The sequence below is a fragment of the Providencia sp. Je.9.19 genome (assembly GCF_051129765.1).
Taxonomy (GTDB): domain Bacteria; phylum Pseudomonadota; class Gammaproteobacteria; order Enterobacterales; family Enterobacteriaceae; genus Providencia.
The window spans coordinates 76,639-90,603 of record NZ_JBCPSS010000004.1; the positions used below are offsets into that span (position 1 = coordinate 76,639).

The following is a 13,965-nucleotide window of genomic DNA, read 5'->3' on the forward strand; positions in this document are numbered from 1 at the left end:
CCTAAATTGACTTGATTTTTAAAGATCGAATTGGTGCTATTAACTGCTCTCCGCGTTCAGCTAGTTGGATAAAATCATAGGGCCTAATAAGCTGACTCAACTCTTGACGATAGTTAGGATCTATATGATATAACCGCCACTGACAGTCCGACTTTGATAACTGATTTTTTTGGAGTAAATGTTGAATACTATGCCAAGAACCATGACTATAGTGAGATTCCAATGTTTCACACTCAATAAAAACCCAATCACTTTGCAAAGCAAGTTGCTCACCTTCAGATGAAATTTGTCCATCTCCCGAATAAAATAGACGATCCCCAGATTGAGAAATTAAATGTAAACTGAGATTTCTCACCGAATGCTGAGTCATTGCTGTCATGGCCTGCCATGGACCAATTTTCTGTAATTGCTCACTATCTTGTCGAATAATATCAAAGCCTAATCTTGCCTGTGGCCAATGTGAAAATGCAATTAATGGTTCAAGAATTACCCATTGCGCTTGTTGAGCAATAATAATGAGTGGACGCTTACGGCGATAAGAATCCATCCAATTCAGTAATGAAGTCAGTCCTAAACAATGATCGGGGTGGCAATGTGTTATATAGATAACGTCCAAATCATCAACCTGAATTTGGCTAAATAGCTGACTCGGCACTGTAGGGCCGCAATCTACCAATAACTGATAACCATTTTCTTGTACCAAAATACTCGCATTGGTCCTTTGGCTATCATAAGCATCCCCATTACCGATCACAGTTAATTGAAAATTAGGCAACATGGGCTTTCCCTGATAATAAAAGTTCAATACGCGCATCTTGCTCATCAAAAAAATGCATAACAGAGTGCGCTAAATTAATGGGTAAACCCTCTCCAACACGATAATTTTCATGACTTTCAACCACAAATTTTTTACCTTGTAGCTTACCGTAATATAAACGTGCATGACCTAGAGGCTCCACTACTGAGATAGGCATAACAACATCAGGACAATGACTATCAACCATAACTTGATTTGGTCGTATCCCAATTGTCTGTGTTTGTAGAGGTAATAAAATTTGAGGGCTAAGCGTCAAAATATCGTGCTGGGACATAAAATTCATCACCGGAGAGCCAATAAATGAGGCAACAAATTTATTCGCAGGTTGGTGATATAATGCTTCAGGAGAGCCAATTTGCTCAATTCGCCCTTGATTGAGTACCACAATACGATCCGCTAACGTCATTGCTTCGACTTGATCATGAGTTACATAAATCATAGTGGCATTTAGATTCTGATGAAGTTCTTTTAAATAAATTCGCATTTCTCCCCGTAACTTAGCATCAAGGTTAGAGAGTGGCTCATCAAATAAGAATAATTCAGGATCGCGCACCAATGCACGGCCAATGGCAACACGTTGACGTTGCCCACCCGATAACTCAGAAGGTAAGCGACCAAGTAGCGATGTTAGCTGCAAACTTTCCGCAGTTTGCTTCACTTTTATGGCAATATCGCCTTTACTGACACCCGCCATTTTAAGTGGGAATGCCATATTCTTTTCAATATTCATATGCGGATATAACGCATAAGATTGGAATACCATCGCAACTTGGCGTAATGAGGGGTGAACCCCATTTAAACTGCGCCCATTCAGGCGAATATCACCTTGAGAAATCGATTCTAATCCGGCAATCATTCTTAATAATGAAGACTTTCCACAGCCCGATGGTCCGACAAAAACCACAAACTCACCCTCATCTATACTCAAATCAACTTGGTGAATAACCGTTTGTGCGCCATAGCATTTGCCCACATTAACAAGTTCTAATTTTTGTTTGTTCTTTTGCATGATAAATACCTATTATTTCAATCCCATTGAAAAACCACGTAATAAATAGCGTTGCAAGTAACCCGCTAATATCAACATAGGCAATGAAGAGATAATCCCGATAGCCATTAACTCTCCCCATGCAGTGCCGTCTTCCGTCATAAAGTTAGAGATAAAAAGTGGAATAGTGAATTTGTCCGGTGTATGAAGAAATAACAAAGAGAATAGAAATTCATTCCAACCTAAAATCATTGAAAAAATGGCGGTAGCAACTAATCCAGGCGCACAAAGTGGAAATACAATATAGGCCAACCGATTCAATAAATGAGCGCCATCCATTGCACCAGCTTCTTCGATTTCGAGTGGAATATCACGAACAAAACCCAGCAACATCCAAATACAAAAAGGCAATGTATACACCTGATAAGCAAGAATTAAACCGATTCGAGTATTTAGTAAACCCACGTCATTCATAAAAGAATATAACGGAATAGCAATCACAATCGGCGGCATCATTTTAACTATCAAAACAGCGAGCAAAAATACGCTATCCAATTTTGCTGGGAAACGATAACGCACCAGTCCATAAGCTGAAAAAAAAGCCAAAATAACGGAAACAACAGTAGCACCAATAGAAATCAATAAGGTATTTCCAACCAAAATTAGTACGTTGCCATCTAATAACCGTTCAAACGATGAAAAACTTAACTGTTGCGGCAATAAGTTTGCCCCTGAACCCAGTATTTCTGTCGGTGATTTAAAGGCAGTACCGAACATCCAAATAATCGGTAGCATCACTAAAAAAACGGCAAACCAAACAGTTATTGTGTGAATTTTCACTTTCATGATTAACGTCCCTTCATCACATTTTTGGCATAAATTAGCGTCATTAATAATGAAATTGCCAACATCACCAAGGCCGCAGCACTTGCCATGCCTAAATCGAAAAAGCGAAAACCGTATTTATAAACAAACATTGAGAGAGTCTCAGTCGAATTTCCCGGCCCGCCTCCTGTCATCACATACACTTTGTCGAATAATTTAAAGGTGTCTATCGATCTTAATAAAAGCGCTAACATCAATTGTTTTTTGATCAGTGGCAACGTGATATAAAAAAAGGCTTTTCCCCCTTTTGCACCATCCACCATCGCCGCTTCTCCAATATCCTTAGGAATAGATTGCAATCCCGCTAAAATGATCAAAAAGGCCATAGGAGTCCATTGCCAAGTATCCACCAATGCAATGGCGTATAAGGCTAGGTCTGGATTAAACAGCCATTCTTGAGCAGGCAAACCGACGGAAACTAACAGACTATTCAAAAATCCAAAATCATAGTTATACCAAGAACGCCAAATCGACGAACACACAAGGGTCGAGAGCATCATGGGATAGATAACGATAGGTAATGCGAACTTGCGCCCTAAAAACTGACGGTTAAAGAGTAGTGCTAACCACAATCCCAACAATACTTGAGCAATTGAGGCAACTAACGTAAATACAAACGTATTTTTTATCGCGGCTAAAAAGAAGAAATCATCAAAGAGTTCATTGAAATTATCGAGCCCAATAAAATGGTAGCTATCATTAATGTAATCTATCTGCCCAAAGGCGTTGTAAATCACAGAAATTACTGGATATAGCGTTAATAAACCCAGAATGGTCAATGCCGGTAACAATAATAAAAACAAATGTTTACGGTTTTCAAATAACATACAGAGCCATCCATAAAGGCGCCACAATGTAGCGCCATTTACTCAAAAACAACTATTTCTTAGTTGCACGTTCAATCCGTTTTTGTGCTTGTTGCAAAGCTTGTTCCGGTGTCATTTGCCCCATCATCGCCATCTGCAAGAAATCCCCCAAAATACTTTCAACCTCTGCCCAATTTTGGATACGAGGGCGTGCCTTACCCATACGAAGCGCCTCCGCTTGCTGTGGATACCAACGATATTGGCTTACAACTTGTGGGTCGGCATAGACACTGTTGCGTGTTGGTGGAATACCAAAATTAAGTGCCAAAGCCTTTTGCATTTGAGCGCTACTTGCGAAGGATAAAAATTGCTCGGCTTGAAGTTTATTTTTCGCATCCGCAGGAATAGCCAGCTGCCAAATCCCTAACATTGGCGATGACTTACCCACTTCAGCTGGGGGCGCCATCATTTCCATTTTGCCGACCACTTTTGATATTTTAGGATTATCAAGATCAGGCACCCAAGCTGGCCATACTTCAATGGCCATCGCTGCGGTCCCTTTTTGCAAAGAATCACGGACTTCATCTGCGTTATAAACATCGACGCCTTTTGGCGCATACTGTTTCATTGCAATAAATGTTTCTAAGGCTTGTTTGGCTTGAGGGGTATTTAAAGTAGGTTTGCCATGTTGATCTACAACCTCACCGCCATAGCCCCATAAAATAGGTAGAAAACCAGTAACAATCGGATTTCCTTTGACGCCACGATAAACAACGCCATTAGTATTTCCACTTGAATTAATCGTTTTGGCTGCGTTCAATACATCAGACCAACTCTGGGGCTGCTTCAGCTTATACTGTTCGAATAAATCTTTATTCCAAGCGAACATGGCGACGTTACCTACCATTGGCACCGCATAAGCCGCACCTTTCACATCTGGATAACGGCCAATATCGAACGTAGTTTGAATAAAATCTTGGCTATCGAAATTTTTATTCAATGGCGTTAACCATTTATTGGCAAGAAATTCAGGCGCCCAAGTATCATCCATCAAGATAACATCATAGCTTCCTGTTTTTTCTCTCATTGAAAGCACAACGCTTTCATATAAGCCTTTGCTTGGACGTTTGACTAAAGTGACATTGGCTTCAGGATTAGCCTTTTTATATTCATCAACGACAAACTGCATGGCATCACCGTAACTGCTGTCACGTCCCGCAATCACTAACTCTGAGGCGCTTGCGCCAAATGTTGATGCTATCAAGGCAGATACCAATAATGTGCGTTTAACCATTTTCTTCCCCTAACCTCTATTGTATTTTTGCAATATTTTTCTTGTGATTGTTTTAAATGCGACTTTTATGAAATAGCCTGCACGCGCGTTCAAACCTAGCAATCGCAGGCTACTTTTAAAATATGACAATGGCATGACGGAGATATGAAGGTTTTATAGGAATAACTATTAATGTCTCTATTGCTATCAAAGTATGAATTGCTAACATGCTCAATAATTAGAAATTTAATAATCATAGTGGAAATTGCGGTTATTATTCCTTAACCTAATTTAGCTCATTCTATTTTAAGTAGAGACTTTAATGACTCGTACCCAACGCTTACTGACTTTATTACAAATTTTAAAAGAAAATCGTTATCCCATCACCGCGGAAGCGCTCGCATCGCAATTCCAAATTAGTGTGCGATCGATTTATCGAGATATTGAGTCTTTAAGAGACCAAGGCGCTGAAATTACGGGTGAAGCGGGAATAGGCTATCAATTAAAAGCAGGTTTATTGCTTCCACCGTTAATGTTTGATGAAAATGAGCTTGAAGCATTAGTTCTAGGTTTACGTTGGGTTAAAAGTAATGCTGATGACGAACTTAAAAAATCTGCTTTGCGTGCAATTGATAAAATAAATTCTATAGTGGTAAATAAATCACAAAAAATCCTAAGTCAAAATACCTTATTTGCTCCAACGACCCACTTTTCTAGCGTTGATAATGTTATCGCTAAAGATTTGCGTCTTAGCTTACGTAAAGAACTAAAAGCAAAAATCACCTATCTGGATGTGAAAACGGAACAAAGTGAGCGTATTATTTGGCCCATTGCAATTGGTTATATGAAAGATACCCAAGTACTAGCGGCTTGGTGTGAATTACGCCAAAGTTATCGACATTTTCGACTTGATAGAATTCAATCTTACGCAACTTTGGCCGATAAACTTCCTTATCCTAAAGGCTATTTATTAGCACAATGGCAAAAAGAAATTCTCTGTATCACTCCTGACAGTTTCTGACATCCCTCTCCCTTATAGTAAGCACTCAACTTCATCTATGGAAATCATCTAAGGGAATCATCATGAGCGAACTCGTTCTTTTCACAAATTCAATGTCACGTGGTAACACAGTCGAACTTTTATTAAAAATATTAGCCGTGCCTTACAAACGCATCGAATTAGCTTATGGCGAAGAGATGCATACAGCGGAATATCTTGCCATTAATCCGATGGCAAAAGTACCTGCCCTAGTGGATGGCGATGCTATCGTGACAGAAACTGCAGCCATTTGTATGTATCTTGCAGATAAATTCGTTGAAAAAGGATTTGCACCCGCATTGAATGACCCAAGACGTGCTGCTTATTACCGTTGGTTCCTATTCACTGCGGGGCCGATAGAGTCAGCTTTCACTGTCAAAAACTTAGGCATTGAGTTGAATGAAGAACAACAAAAATCATCAGGATTTGGTTCTTTTGAGCGTTCATTTGCTTGTTTAGAAACATGCTTGATCAACGCGAAACCGTTTATTTGCGGTGAAACGATGACCGCAGTCGATGTCTATGTTGGGGCTTTCGTAATGTTCCTAACCCGTTATAACATCGTTGAAGCTACACCCGCGATGAAGGCTTACCTTAAGAGCTTATCCGTGAATCCTGAAATAGCGGCGTTACTAGATAAGTAAAATACCTTAGCTTTCGCATCCTAAATGTGTTTATACGTTTAGGATACTAAAAAGGCTAGATCATCAATGACCTAGCCTTTATCTTTGAAACTAAAATTTGTCACTCACACTTAGCGCATTGTAACAAACTCTTCCGCACCTGTTGGGTGAATAGCCACAGTATCATCGAAATCTTTTTTCGTCGCACCCATTTTCAGAGCAACCGCAAAACCTTGTAAGATTTCATCCATACCAAAACCAATACCGTGGATACCAACGATTTTTTCGTCTTCCCCAACACAAATTAGCTTCATTCGGCAAGGTTGGCGATGAGAAGTCACCGCAGTATACATGGCCGTAAATGATGATTTATAGGATTTGACTTTATCAGTACCGTATTTTTCAATCGCTTCAGGTTCAGTTAATCCCACAGTGCCAATAGGTGGATGAGAGAAAACCACTGTTGGAATATTACTGTAATCTAAATGCTCATCAGGTTTATTATTAAACAAACGTTCAGATAGTCGACGTCCAGCAGCAACTGCAACAGGCGTTAGCTCAACTGCACCCGTATTGTCACCAACCGCATAAACACCTGCAACATTGGTATTTTGATACTTATCGACCTTAATGTAGCCTTTTGCATTCAGCTCAACACCTGCGGCTTCAATATTCAGATTATCCGTCATTGGCTCACGACCAATAGCCCAAATCAATACATCAACCGTTTGCTCTTGGCCATTTTCCAATTTTAAGGTTAACGAACCATCTGCATTCTTCACCACTTCTTTTGGTACTGATTCAGTGTGAAGTTTTGGCCCTTCTGTATTCATCACTTCAACCAGTGTTTCAACAATCAACGGGTCGAATGAACGCAGCGGTGCATGTTTACGTACAAATAAATGCGCTTCACTACCTAAACCATTTAGTACGCCCGCGAGTTCAACGGCAATATAACCCGCACCGACCACAGCAACACGTTTTGGTAAATCGTCTAGTTCAAAGAAACCATCTGATGTGATGCCATATTCTGCACCAGGGATTGTCGGCACAACGGGGCGGCCACCTGTCGCAATCAAAATATGATCAGCAGTATAAGTTTCACCATTAACTTCAACGGTATGTGCATCGACAAAACGAGCGAAACCACTGATCACGTCGACTTTATTGTTTCCAAGCACACGGTCATAAGACTGGTGAATACGATCAATATAAGCTGTACGGCTTTCAATCAGTGTTTTCCAATCAAATCGGTTAATGGTTGTATCGAAACCATAGTCGGGACCATAAGCGCGAATCGCTTCTGAAATTTGAGCTGCATGCCACATGACTTTTTTAGGTACACAGCCTACGTTAACACAGGTTCCACCTAATGCTTTCGCCTCGATTAGGGCACACTTTTGACCATACATAGCTGCACGGTTCATAGAAGCAATACCGCCACTACCACCACCAATTGCAATATAATCGTAATGTTTGCTCATAACTTGGTTATTCCCATTTTTAGAATGATTAATTGGTTAATCTTCTCTTATTATGCTATTTGTTGTCGCGATAAAAATAGCCATTTAAGATAGGTATTGCCTGTTAATACAATAGCCTTGACCTATCGAGTTAGTTATTCAGGTACTATCCAATCAACCAAAGTATGCCCTATTCCTTCTGGCACTAAGGTTTTATGCAACCACGGCAACACATTTTTCATCTGTTGCTCAAGCTTCCACGGTGGATTAATGACAATCATACCTGATGCCGTCATACCTCGTTGATCACTATCAGGACGCACAGCCAGTTCAATTTGTAGAATTCTACGAATACCCGTCGCTTCTAATTGATTAATCATACGCTTAATTTGTTGACGTAATACAACAGGATACCAAATTGCATAGGTACCGGTTGCAAAGCGTTTATAGCCTTCAACTACCCCTTTAACGACTGCCTCATAATCAGATTTCATTTCATAAGGCGGATCCATCAACATAAAGCCACGGCGGCTATATGGCGGTAATTTAGATTTTAATTGCTGATAACCATCACCACGAGAAACGGTAGCACGATTATCGCGTGAAAACTCGGCACGCAATAACGGATAATCACTTGAATGTAACTCCGTCAGTATCAATTGATCTTCTTCACGTAGTAGGTGTTTCGCCAGTAATGGGGAACCCGGATAATAACGCAGCTTTCCATTCTCATTTAAATGACGAACAATTCTCATATAAGGCAGCAATTCCTCGGGTAGGTCTGGTTGCGCCCAAATACGTGCAATTCCTTGTAGATACTCACCTGTTTTTTCTGCATGTTCACTAGTTAACTGATAACGACCCGCCCCTGCGTGCGTATCCAAATACAGAAATGGTTTTTCTTTCTCTTTCAGAGATTCGATGATCAAGCTTTGTACTGTGTGTTTTAGTACATCTGCATGGTTGCCTGCGTGAAAGCTATGACGATAACTTAACATGTAACGTTTATTTCCTGAGGAAATTCAACAGTAGCGCTAGAAACTAACCACTATTAAATGGATTCTTTAAAGATAGTCTTTGAGTGAAAAATAGACCGGATTAATACTTTAGCGTCATTATAGCTAAATTTAGGTAGTATTGTCATCGATAGGATAATTACAAAATTCACATGATCTAAATACGATAAAACGCTATCCTAAATACAAATTTCAAGATAACCCGAGGTGAATAATGAAAAAACTTATCATCATGAGTGCCGCTTCAATTTTTTGTTTAGCCAGTACATCTACATTCGCAGCCCAGCCACAAAATGGCTGTGACATTAAAAAGCAAAAAATCGAACAGCAATTAGAATATGCAAAAACTCACGGTAATCACAATCGCGTGAATGGGTTAGAGCGAGCTCTTGATAACGTGAATAGCTATTGTACACCTGAATCCCTGTACCGTGATAGCCAAAAAGACGTGGCAGAAAAAACAGAAAAAGTAAAAGAGCGTGAAGCTGAATTGCTTGAAGAAAAACAAAAAGGGGATGACCGTAAAAAAATTGCAAAACGTGAAGCTAAACTCACTGAAGCTCAAGACGAACTGAAAGAAGCACAAGCTGAACTTAAAGCGCATAAAGATGCACTTTAGCCTTGAATAGCAACTATTTTTTCTGATTAATTAATGAGTTATTATCACCTTAAATATGCCTATTTTTCATCTGAATATAGGCATTAAGGTAAAGTTATGGCTAATTTTAGGCTATAGTTAGATTATCGTTAGGTAACAGTTAGTAAATTTTAATCGACAGTAAAAAGGGGAATGAATGTCGAATATGCAGGATGAACAACAAAAAGACACCAACAAACTGAAAAAAACGCTCAATAAAAGTATTGATGGCAGTAAAAAAGCGCTGACTTTCTCTATGCGGGTTGTTAATTTTGTCTGTGCTATCCCCTTCATTGCACATCTGATCCGTACCGCACAACGTTTTACTGATCGTATGGGTAATCAGTTTGGTGCCGCCATTACTTATTTCTCCTTTCTTTCGCTCATTCCCGTTTTAATGTTCTCCTTTGCAGCCGCAGGTTTCGTTTTAGCTAGCAATCCTGAATTACTTGAAAAACTCATTCGAGGTATTTCTGCCAATATTACTGATCCAACCCTTGCTAATACCTTAGAAAGAACGATTGATACCGCAATCCGTCAACGAACAACTGTTGGATTAACCGGTTTAGTATTAGCGGTTTACTCTGGGGTAAATTGGGTAAATAACTTACGTTTGGCTATTTTGGCGCAGTCACGCCCCGTTTGGGAACGTAATGAAGATGAACAAGAAAACTTTATTTTCCGCTATATTCGTGATTTCTTTGCATTAATCGGCCTACTCATCGCCTTAGTTGTGACAATCACATTGACCTCCGTTGCAGGCTCCGCACAAGCAACCATTGTCAATATCATTGGGTTAGGCGGTATCGAATGGCTGAAACCTGTTTGGACATTAATCGGCTTAACAATTTCTATTGCTGCTAATTTTCTATTGTTCCTATGGATTTTTTGGATACTACCACGCATGCAGCATCGCCGTAATTCATTACTCAAAGGCACCTTGCTCGCCGCTATTGGCTTTGAAATTATCAAATCAGTTATGACGTGGATTTTACCGAGTTTAGCATCGTCGCCTTCTGGCGCGGCTTTCGGTTCTGTCATTGGTTTAATGGCGTTCTTCTACTTCTTTGCAAGACTGACACTATTTTGCGCCGCGTGGATAGCCACTGACGAGTCTAAAGATTCACAAGACGACATTCTCACGCCATAATTTTAATTGGGGATAATTTATTGGTTATCCCCAAAAAATCACCTCTAGCTATATTCGCCCCATTTCCTGCGCCAATATTTCCACTAATTCCTTTGCTGACATTTCTCTCGCTCTTGCAACGCTCTGCCCTGCCCAATGAGCAGCAAATTCATCACTACCTAATTGCATTGCTGCTGCGTTGAGTTGCTTGCCTACATCGTAAGCAATGGGATAATCAGGTAATTTATTAGCACCATATTCATGTCCAATCCGAATAAACTGATTGATAACACCCCTTGCGGGACGACCAGAGATCGCTGTAGTTAATACGGTATTGTCAGTTGTTTGGCTTTTAAGTTTAGCGCGATAATGTGCATTTGCCGCAGATTCAGGACATAAAATAAATGCCGTACCAAGCTGAGCTGCCATTGCACCATTTTGCAATGCAAGTTTGATATCATCACCATCCATGATACCGCCCGCCGCAATAATCGGTAACGTTGTATGTCGGTGAAGTAAAGAAACAAGCGTATTAGTTGTCAGGCTTTCATCCTTCGCTTGAACATCAAACATTCCCCGATGCCCCCCAGCCTCAATACCTTGTGCAATAATTGCCTCAATTCCACTTGATTCAATCAACCGCGCCTCTTGTAAATTAGTCGCCGTTGCCATGGTATAAATACCCTGTTGTTTAAACTGACGAATAACTTCCGCTGATGGTATATTGAAATGAAAACTAACTACCGCAGGTTTCATTTCAAGTAATAATTCAAGCATTTCAATGTTATCAATGAATGTCTGATAAACTTCATTAAGTTTCTTTGGAGGCGTTATCTTAAATTCAGAAAATTGTGGGAGCAGATAGTCAATCCAGGCCTGTTCATTTTCATGATTGCGTTGCGGGTGATGGTGACAAAATAAATTCACATTGAACGGTTTATTTGTCAGTGTTTGGGTTTCAGCAATCAGTTGCCGTGCTTGTTCAACAGAACTTGCTCCTAATCCAAGCGAACCTAACCCACCCGCTTCACAGACTGCTGCGGCTAACTTTGCTGTGGATACCCCTGCCATAGGTGCCTGAATAATTGGGTACCGTAAACCTAAGCGAGATAAAAATATATTTGTTTTTTTCATTTTATTTATTACCTTTATATTATGTCCTACGGCGACAAAGCACAATTAGTAGTCGAATAACAAGACTAGCACAACGATTGCGTAATAATAACTAAATTATCATGACTATATCTGAAAATTTAAATATATTAAAAAAAATTAATTAAAAACAACGCCGCAAACATTAAAACACAAATTATCATATTAAAAATAAATCTGAAATTAAAATTCATTCATTTCATCTACACTTGTATTGATATATTTTTTTATGTATAAAACAAGCTCATTTAAAAAGGAGAATTTAATATGAAAAAAATAATTTCAATTTTAGCAATAATGACATCTATAGGTTTTATTTCAGTAGCTCAAGCCACAGAACATTGCCCAAAACTTCATGAAATTAATGAAACTGGCAGTGGTGTTTTCAGTGCCGATGGGGAAAATGGCAAATGGTCAGGTGTGTTACAAGGAATTATTGGTGAAAAAAACCCAGTACAATCATTTAAAATGAGCATTGCTATTCAGGAAAGTGAATCAACACCTTTAAAGTTCCAATACTGTACTTATAATATTAATACAAATAAAACCCTAGATATGCGATTCACCCCTAAAAATGAAAAAGAGTTCACAATAAAAACCGAAGGAAACGGTTGGACAAAAGAGAGTGGCAATTTTGGGCTAACCTATAATGTATGTGAGAATACATTACCTGAAAATTGCATATTTAAAATCAGCCAATAAACATTGAAAACTAAAAAATAGTTAAAACCAACTAAAAATACATTTCAGAAAAACTGAAAAAATTAATAAATAATCTAAAAATTCATTATCATTTCAATTCATTTTTGTAAAATATTAAATTAATACCGAAAAATATAATAATTTTAATCAACGTGAAAATTTAATCTGAATATAATGATAAATAACAAACTTAAAATTATAGCCAACCACATAATCCCTTTATCATTAGATTTCTGTTACCCAAGTAGTTGATATGAAATTTTAATTTTTCAAATAACTTTCATAAAGAAGAAGAGCCTTTTTGACTATATGATTAACTAATTATTCAAGTATATTATAAGTGAATATGAAGCGATCACTATAACGACAAAGTATGAAAAATTTGGAATAAATAAAATGATAACAATGCTATCTCTTGAAAGTTTATCTTGTGGCGTCGCCCTATACTCTCACAACCAAACAAAAAACAGCATAGAAACTTTTTGTGCGCGAGGAAGCGACCTTGATGGCGCGCTTTTAACCGTAGATACCCCTCTGAGAATTGCAAGCAATACCAAAACATTCACCGCGGCAGCCATTCTAAGGCTAGCCGAAATGCAAAAACTCTCCATCGACGGTGCGATTTCTCATTACATCACCCCTAGATATAATGAACTTCTCAGCCCTCCCTATGATACTGATCGCATTACCATTCGACATTTATTGAATCACAGTAGTGGATTACTTGACCACGCAGATGCGGATTACCTCTCTAAGGTTCTCAAACATCCTGATCATGAATGGAGCCGTTTAGAACAAATCGAGTTATATGCCAATAAACAGGTGCCTTTTATCGCACCATCAGAATCGTTTATTTATTCTGATACTGGCTATATCTTACTTGGAGATATTATTGAAAGGGTCACGGGGCAATCGCTCGGCTTAGCCGTTAGAGAATTATTGAGTTTCGATAAAATTGGACTCAACAGCGCCTATTGGGAATATTTAGAGCAGCCAACCCACCAGGAACCTCGTGCACGGCAATATCTTGGTAAGCTGGATGGTACAGATATTCATGCATCAATGGATGCTTATGGTGGTGGTGGTTTAATCATGTCTTCAAAGCAAATGGCACTCTTTTTTGAAGCATTATTCAATGGGGCTATTTTCACCTCATCTGAGACACTAGAGACCATGTTAAGTACTGGTAATCATCAAGGAGCAGAGGAATATCGTTTAGGGATCATGGCTAGTGTCGTTAATGGCATTACCCTTTATTCACACCTCGGTTTTTGGGGGTCCGTTGCTTACTATGCGCCAGAAGCCAAAATCAGTGCTGCTGGATTCGTTGATAACAGAGAATCTCGAGATGTGCTGATTAAAACAATTGAGTCGTTACTGACTAGAGGATAAAAAAATAGCCTCTTAAACTTTAGAGGCTATTTTTCATTCAATT

The 13,965-nt window shown here is 39.1% G+C and carries 14 protein-coding genes; 6 read left to right on the plus strand and 8 right to left on the minus strand.

Annotation, left to right across the window (positions count from 1 at the left end; translation table 11 throughout):
- Window position 1 precedes the first annotated feature (1 nt).
- The 5 genes from AAZR93_RS15030 to AAZR93_RS15050 are packed head-to-tail and all read right to left on the minus strand — an operon-like array spanning window position 2 to window position 4,790.
- Complete coding sequence (locus AAZR93_RS15030; protein WP_294107170.1) at window positions 2-778, minus strand: MBL fold metallo-hydrolase; 777 nt, start codon at window positions 776-778, stop codon at window positions 2-4.
- Window positions 768-1,826, minus strand: a complete 1,059-nt coding sequence (locus tag AAZR93_RS15035) for an ABC transporter ATP-binding protein (protein ID WP_434720273.1) — start codon at window positions 1,824-1,826, stop codon at window positions 768-770. Before AAZR93_RS15035 ends, AAZR93_RS15030 begins: the two co-directional genes overlap by 11 nt.
- Window positions 1,827-1,838: 12 nt before the next feature.
- Complete coding sequence (locus AAZR93_RS15040) at window positions 1,839-2,651, minus strand: carbohydrate ABC transporter permease (RefSeq protein ID WP_294107168.1); 813 nt, start codon at window positions 2,649-2,651, stop codon at window positions 1,839-1,841.
- 2 nt (window positions 2,652-2,653) lie between these two features.
- Entirely contained in the window at window positions 2,654-3,517 is an 864-nt protein-coding gene (locus AAZR93_RS15045; protein ID WP_294107167.1) for a carbohydrate ABC transporter permease, read from the minus strand.
- 52 nt (window positions 3,518-3,569) lie between these two features.
- Entirely contained in the window at window positions 3,570-4,790 is a 1,221-nt protein-coding gene (locus AAZR93_RS15050; protein ID WP_294107166.1) for an ABC transporter substrate-binding protein, read from the minus strand.
- Window positions 4,791-5,091: 301 nt separating this feature from the next.
- Here AAZR93_RS15050 and AAZR93_RS15055 point away from each other — a divergent pair, with 301 nt between their 5' ends.
- Window positions 5,092-5,790, plus strand: coding sequence for a helix-turn-helix transcriptional regulator (locus AAZR93_RS15055; RefSeq protein ID WP_336430759.1), 699 nt, complete (start codon window positions 5,092-5,094; stop codon window positions 5,788-5,790).
- Window positions 5,791-5,852: 62 nt separating this feature from the next.
- Window positions 5,853-6,452 carry a glutathione S-transferase family protein gene (locus AAZR93_RS15060; protein ID WP_434720274.1) on the plus strand — a complete coding sequence of 200 codons (600 nt, stop codon included), beginning with the start codon at window positions 5,853-5,855 and terminating at the stop codon, window positions 6,450-6,452.
- Between the two features lie 110 nt (window positions 6,453-6,562).
- On the opposite strand, the gene gorA is transcribed toward AAZR93_RS15060, so the two are convergent.
- Together gorA and AAZR93_RS15070 are read right to left on the minus strand one after the other, a co-directional pair.
- Window positions 6,563-7,915: a glutathione-disulfide reductase gene (gorA, locus tag AAZR93_RS15065; RefSeq protein WP_434720275.1), complete on the minus strand. Its 1,353-nt coding sequence runs from the start codon at window positions 7,913-7,915 to the stop codon at window positions 6,563-6,565.
- A 134-nt stretch (window positions 7,916-8,049) separates the two neighbouring features.
- The gene (locus AAZR93_RS15070) at window positions 8,050-8,892 is read right to left on the minus strand and encodes a 23S rRNA (adenine(2030)-N(6))-methyltransferase RlmJ (RefSeq protein WP_434720276.1); all 843 of its coding nucleotides are present in this window, start codon (window positions 8,890-8,892) and stop codon (window positions 8,050-8,052) included.
- A 232-nt stretch (window positions 8,893-9,124) separates the two neighbouring features.
- On the opposite strand from AAZR93_RS15070, the gene AAZR93_RS15075 reads away from it, so the two are divergent.
- Both AAZR93_RS15075 and yhjD read left to right on the plus strand, forming a co-directional pair.
- Window positions 9,125-9,529, plus strand: a complete 405-nt coding sequence (locus AAZR93_RS15075) for a DUF1090 domain-containing protein (protein ID WP_294107161.1) — start codon at window positions 9,125-9,127, stop codon at window positions 9,527-9,529.
- A gap of 175 nt (window positions 9,530-9,704) precedes the next feature.
- Window positions 9,705-10,697, plus strand: coding sequence for an inner membrane protein YhjD (gene yhjD, locus AAZR93_RS15080; RefSeq protein ID WP_294107160.1), 993 nt, complete (start codon window positions 9,705-9,707; stop codon window positions 10,695-10,697).
- A 48-nt stretch (window positions 10,698-10,745) separates the two neighbouring features.
- On the opposite strand, the gene AAZR93_RS15085 is transcribed toward yhjD, so the two are convergent.
- Window positions 10,746-11,810 carry an NAD(P)H-dependent flavin oxidoreductase gene (locus tag AAZR93_RS15085; RefSeq protein WP_434720277.1) on the minus strand — a complete coding sequence of 355 codons (1,065 nt, stop codon included), beginning with the start codon at window positions 11,808-11,810 and terminating at the stop codon, window positions 10,746-10,748.
- A gap of 285 nt (window positions 11,811-12,095) precedes the next feature.
- Here AAZR93_RS15085 and AAZR93_RS15090 point away from each other — a divergent pair, with 285 nt between their 5' ends.
- Both AAZR93_RS15090 and AAZR93_RS15095 read left to right on the plus strand, forming a co-directional pair.
- Window positions 12,096-12,530: a DUF3757 domain-containing protein gene (locus AAZR93_RS15090; RefSeq protein WP_434720278.1), complete on the plus strand. Its 435-nt coding sequence runs from the start codon at window positions 12,096-12,098 to the stop codon at window positions 12,528-12,530.
- Between the two features lie 396 nt (window positions 12,531-12,926).
- Window positions 12,927-13,922, plus strand: coding sequence for a serine hydrolase domain-containing protein (locus AAZR93_RS15095; RefSeq protein WP_434720279.1), 996 nt, complete (start codon window positions 12,927-12,929; stop codon window positions 13,920-13,922).
- The last annotated feature ends 43 nt before the right edge of the window (window positions 13,923-13,965 follow it).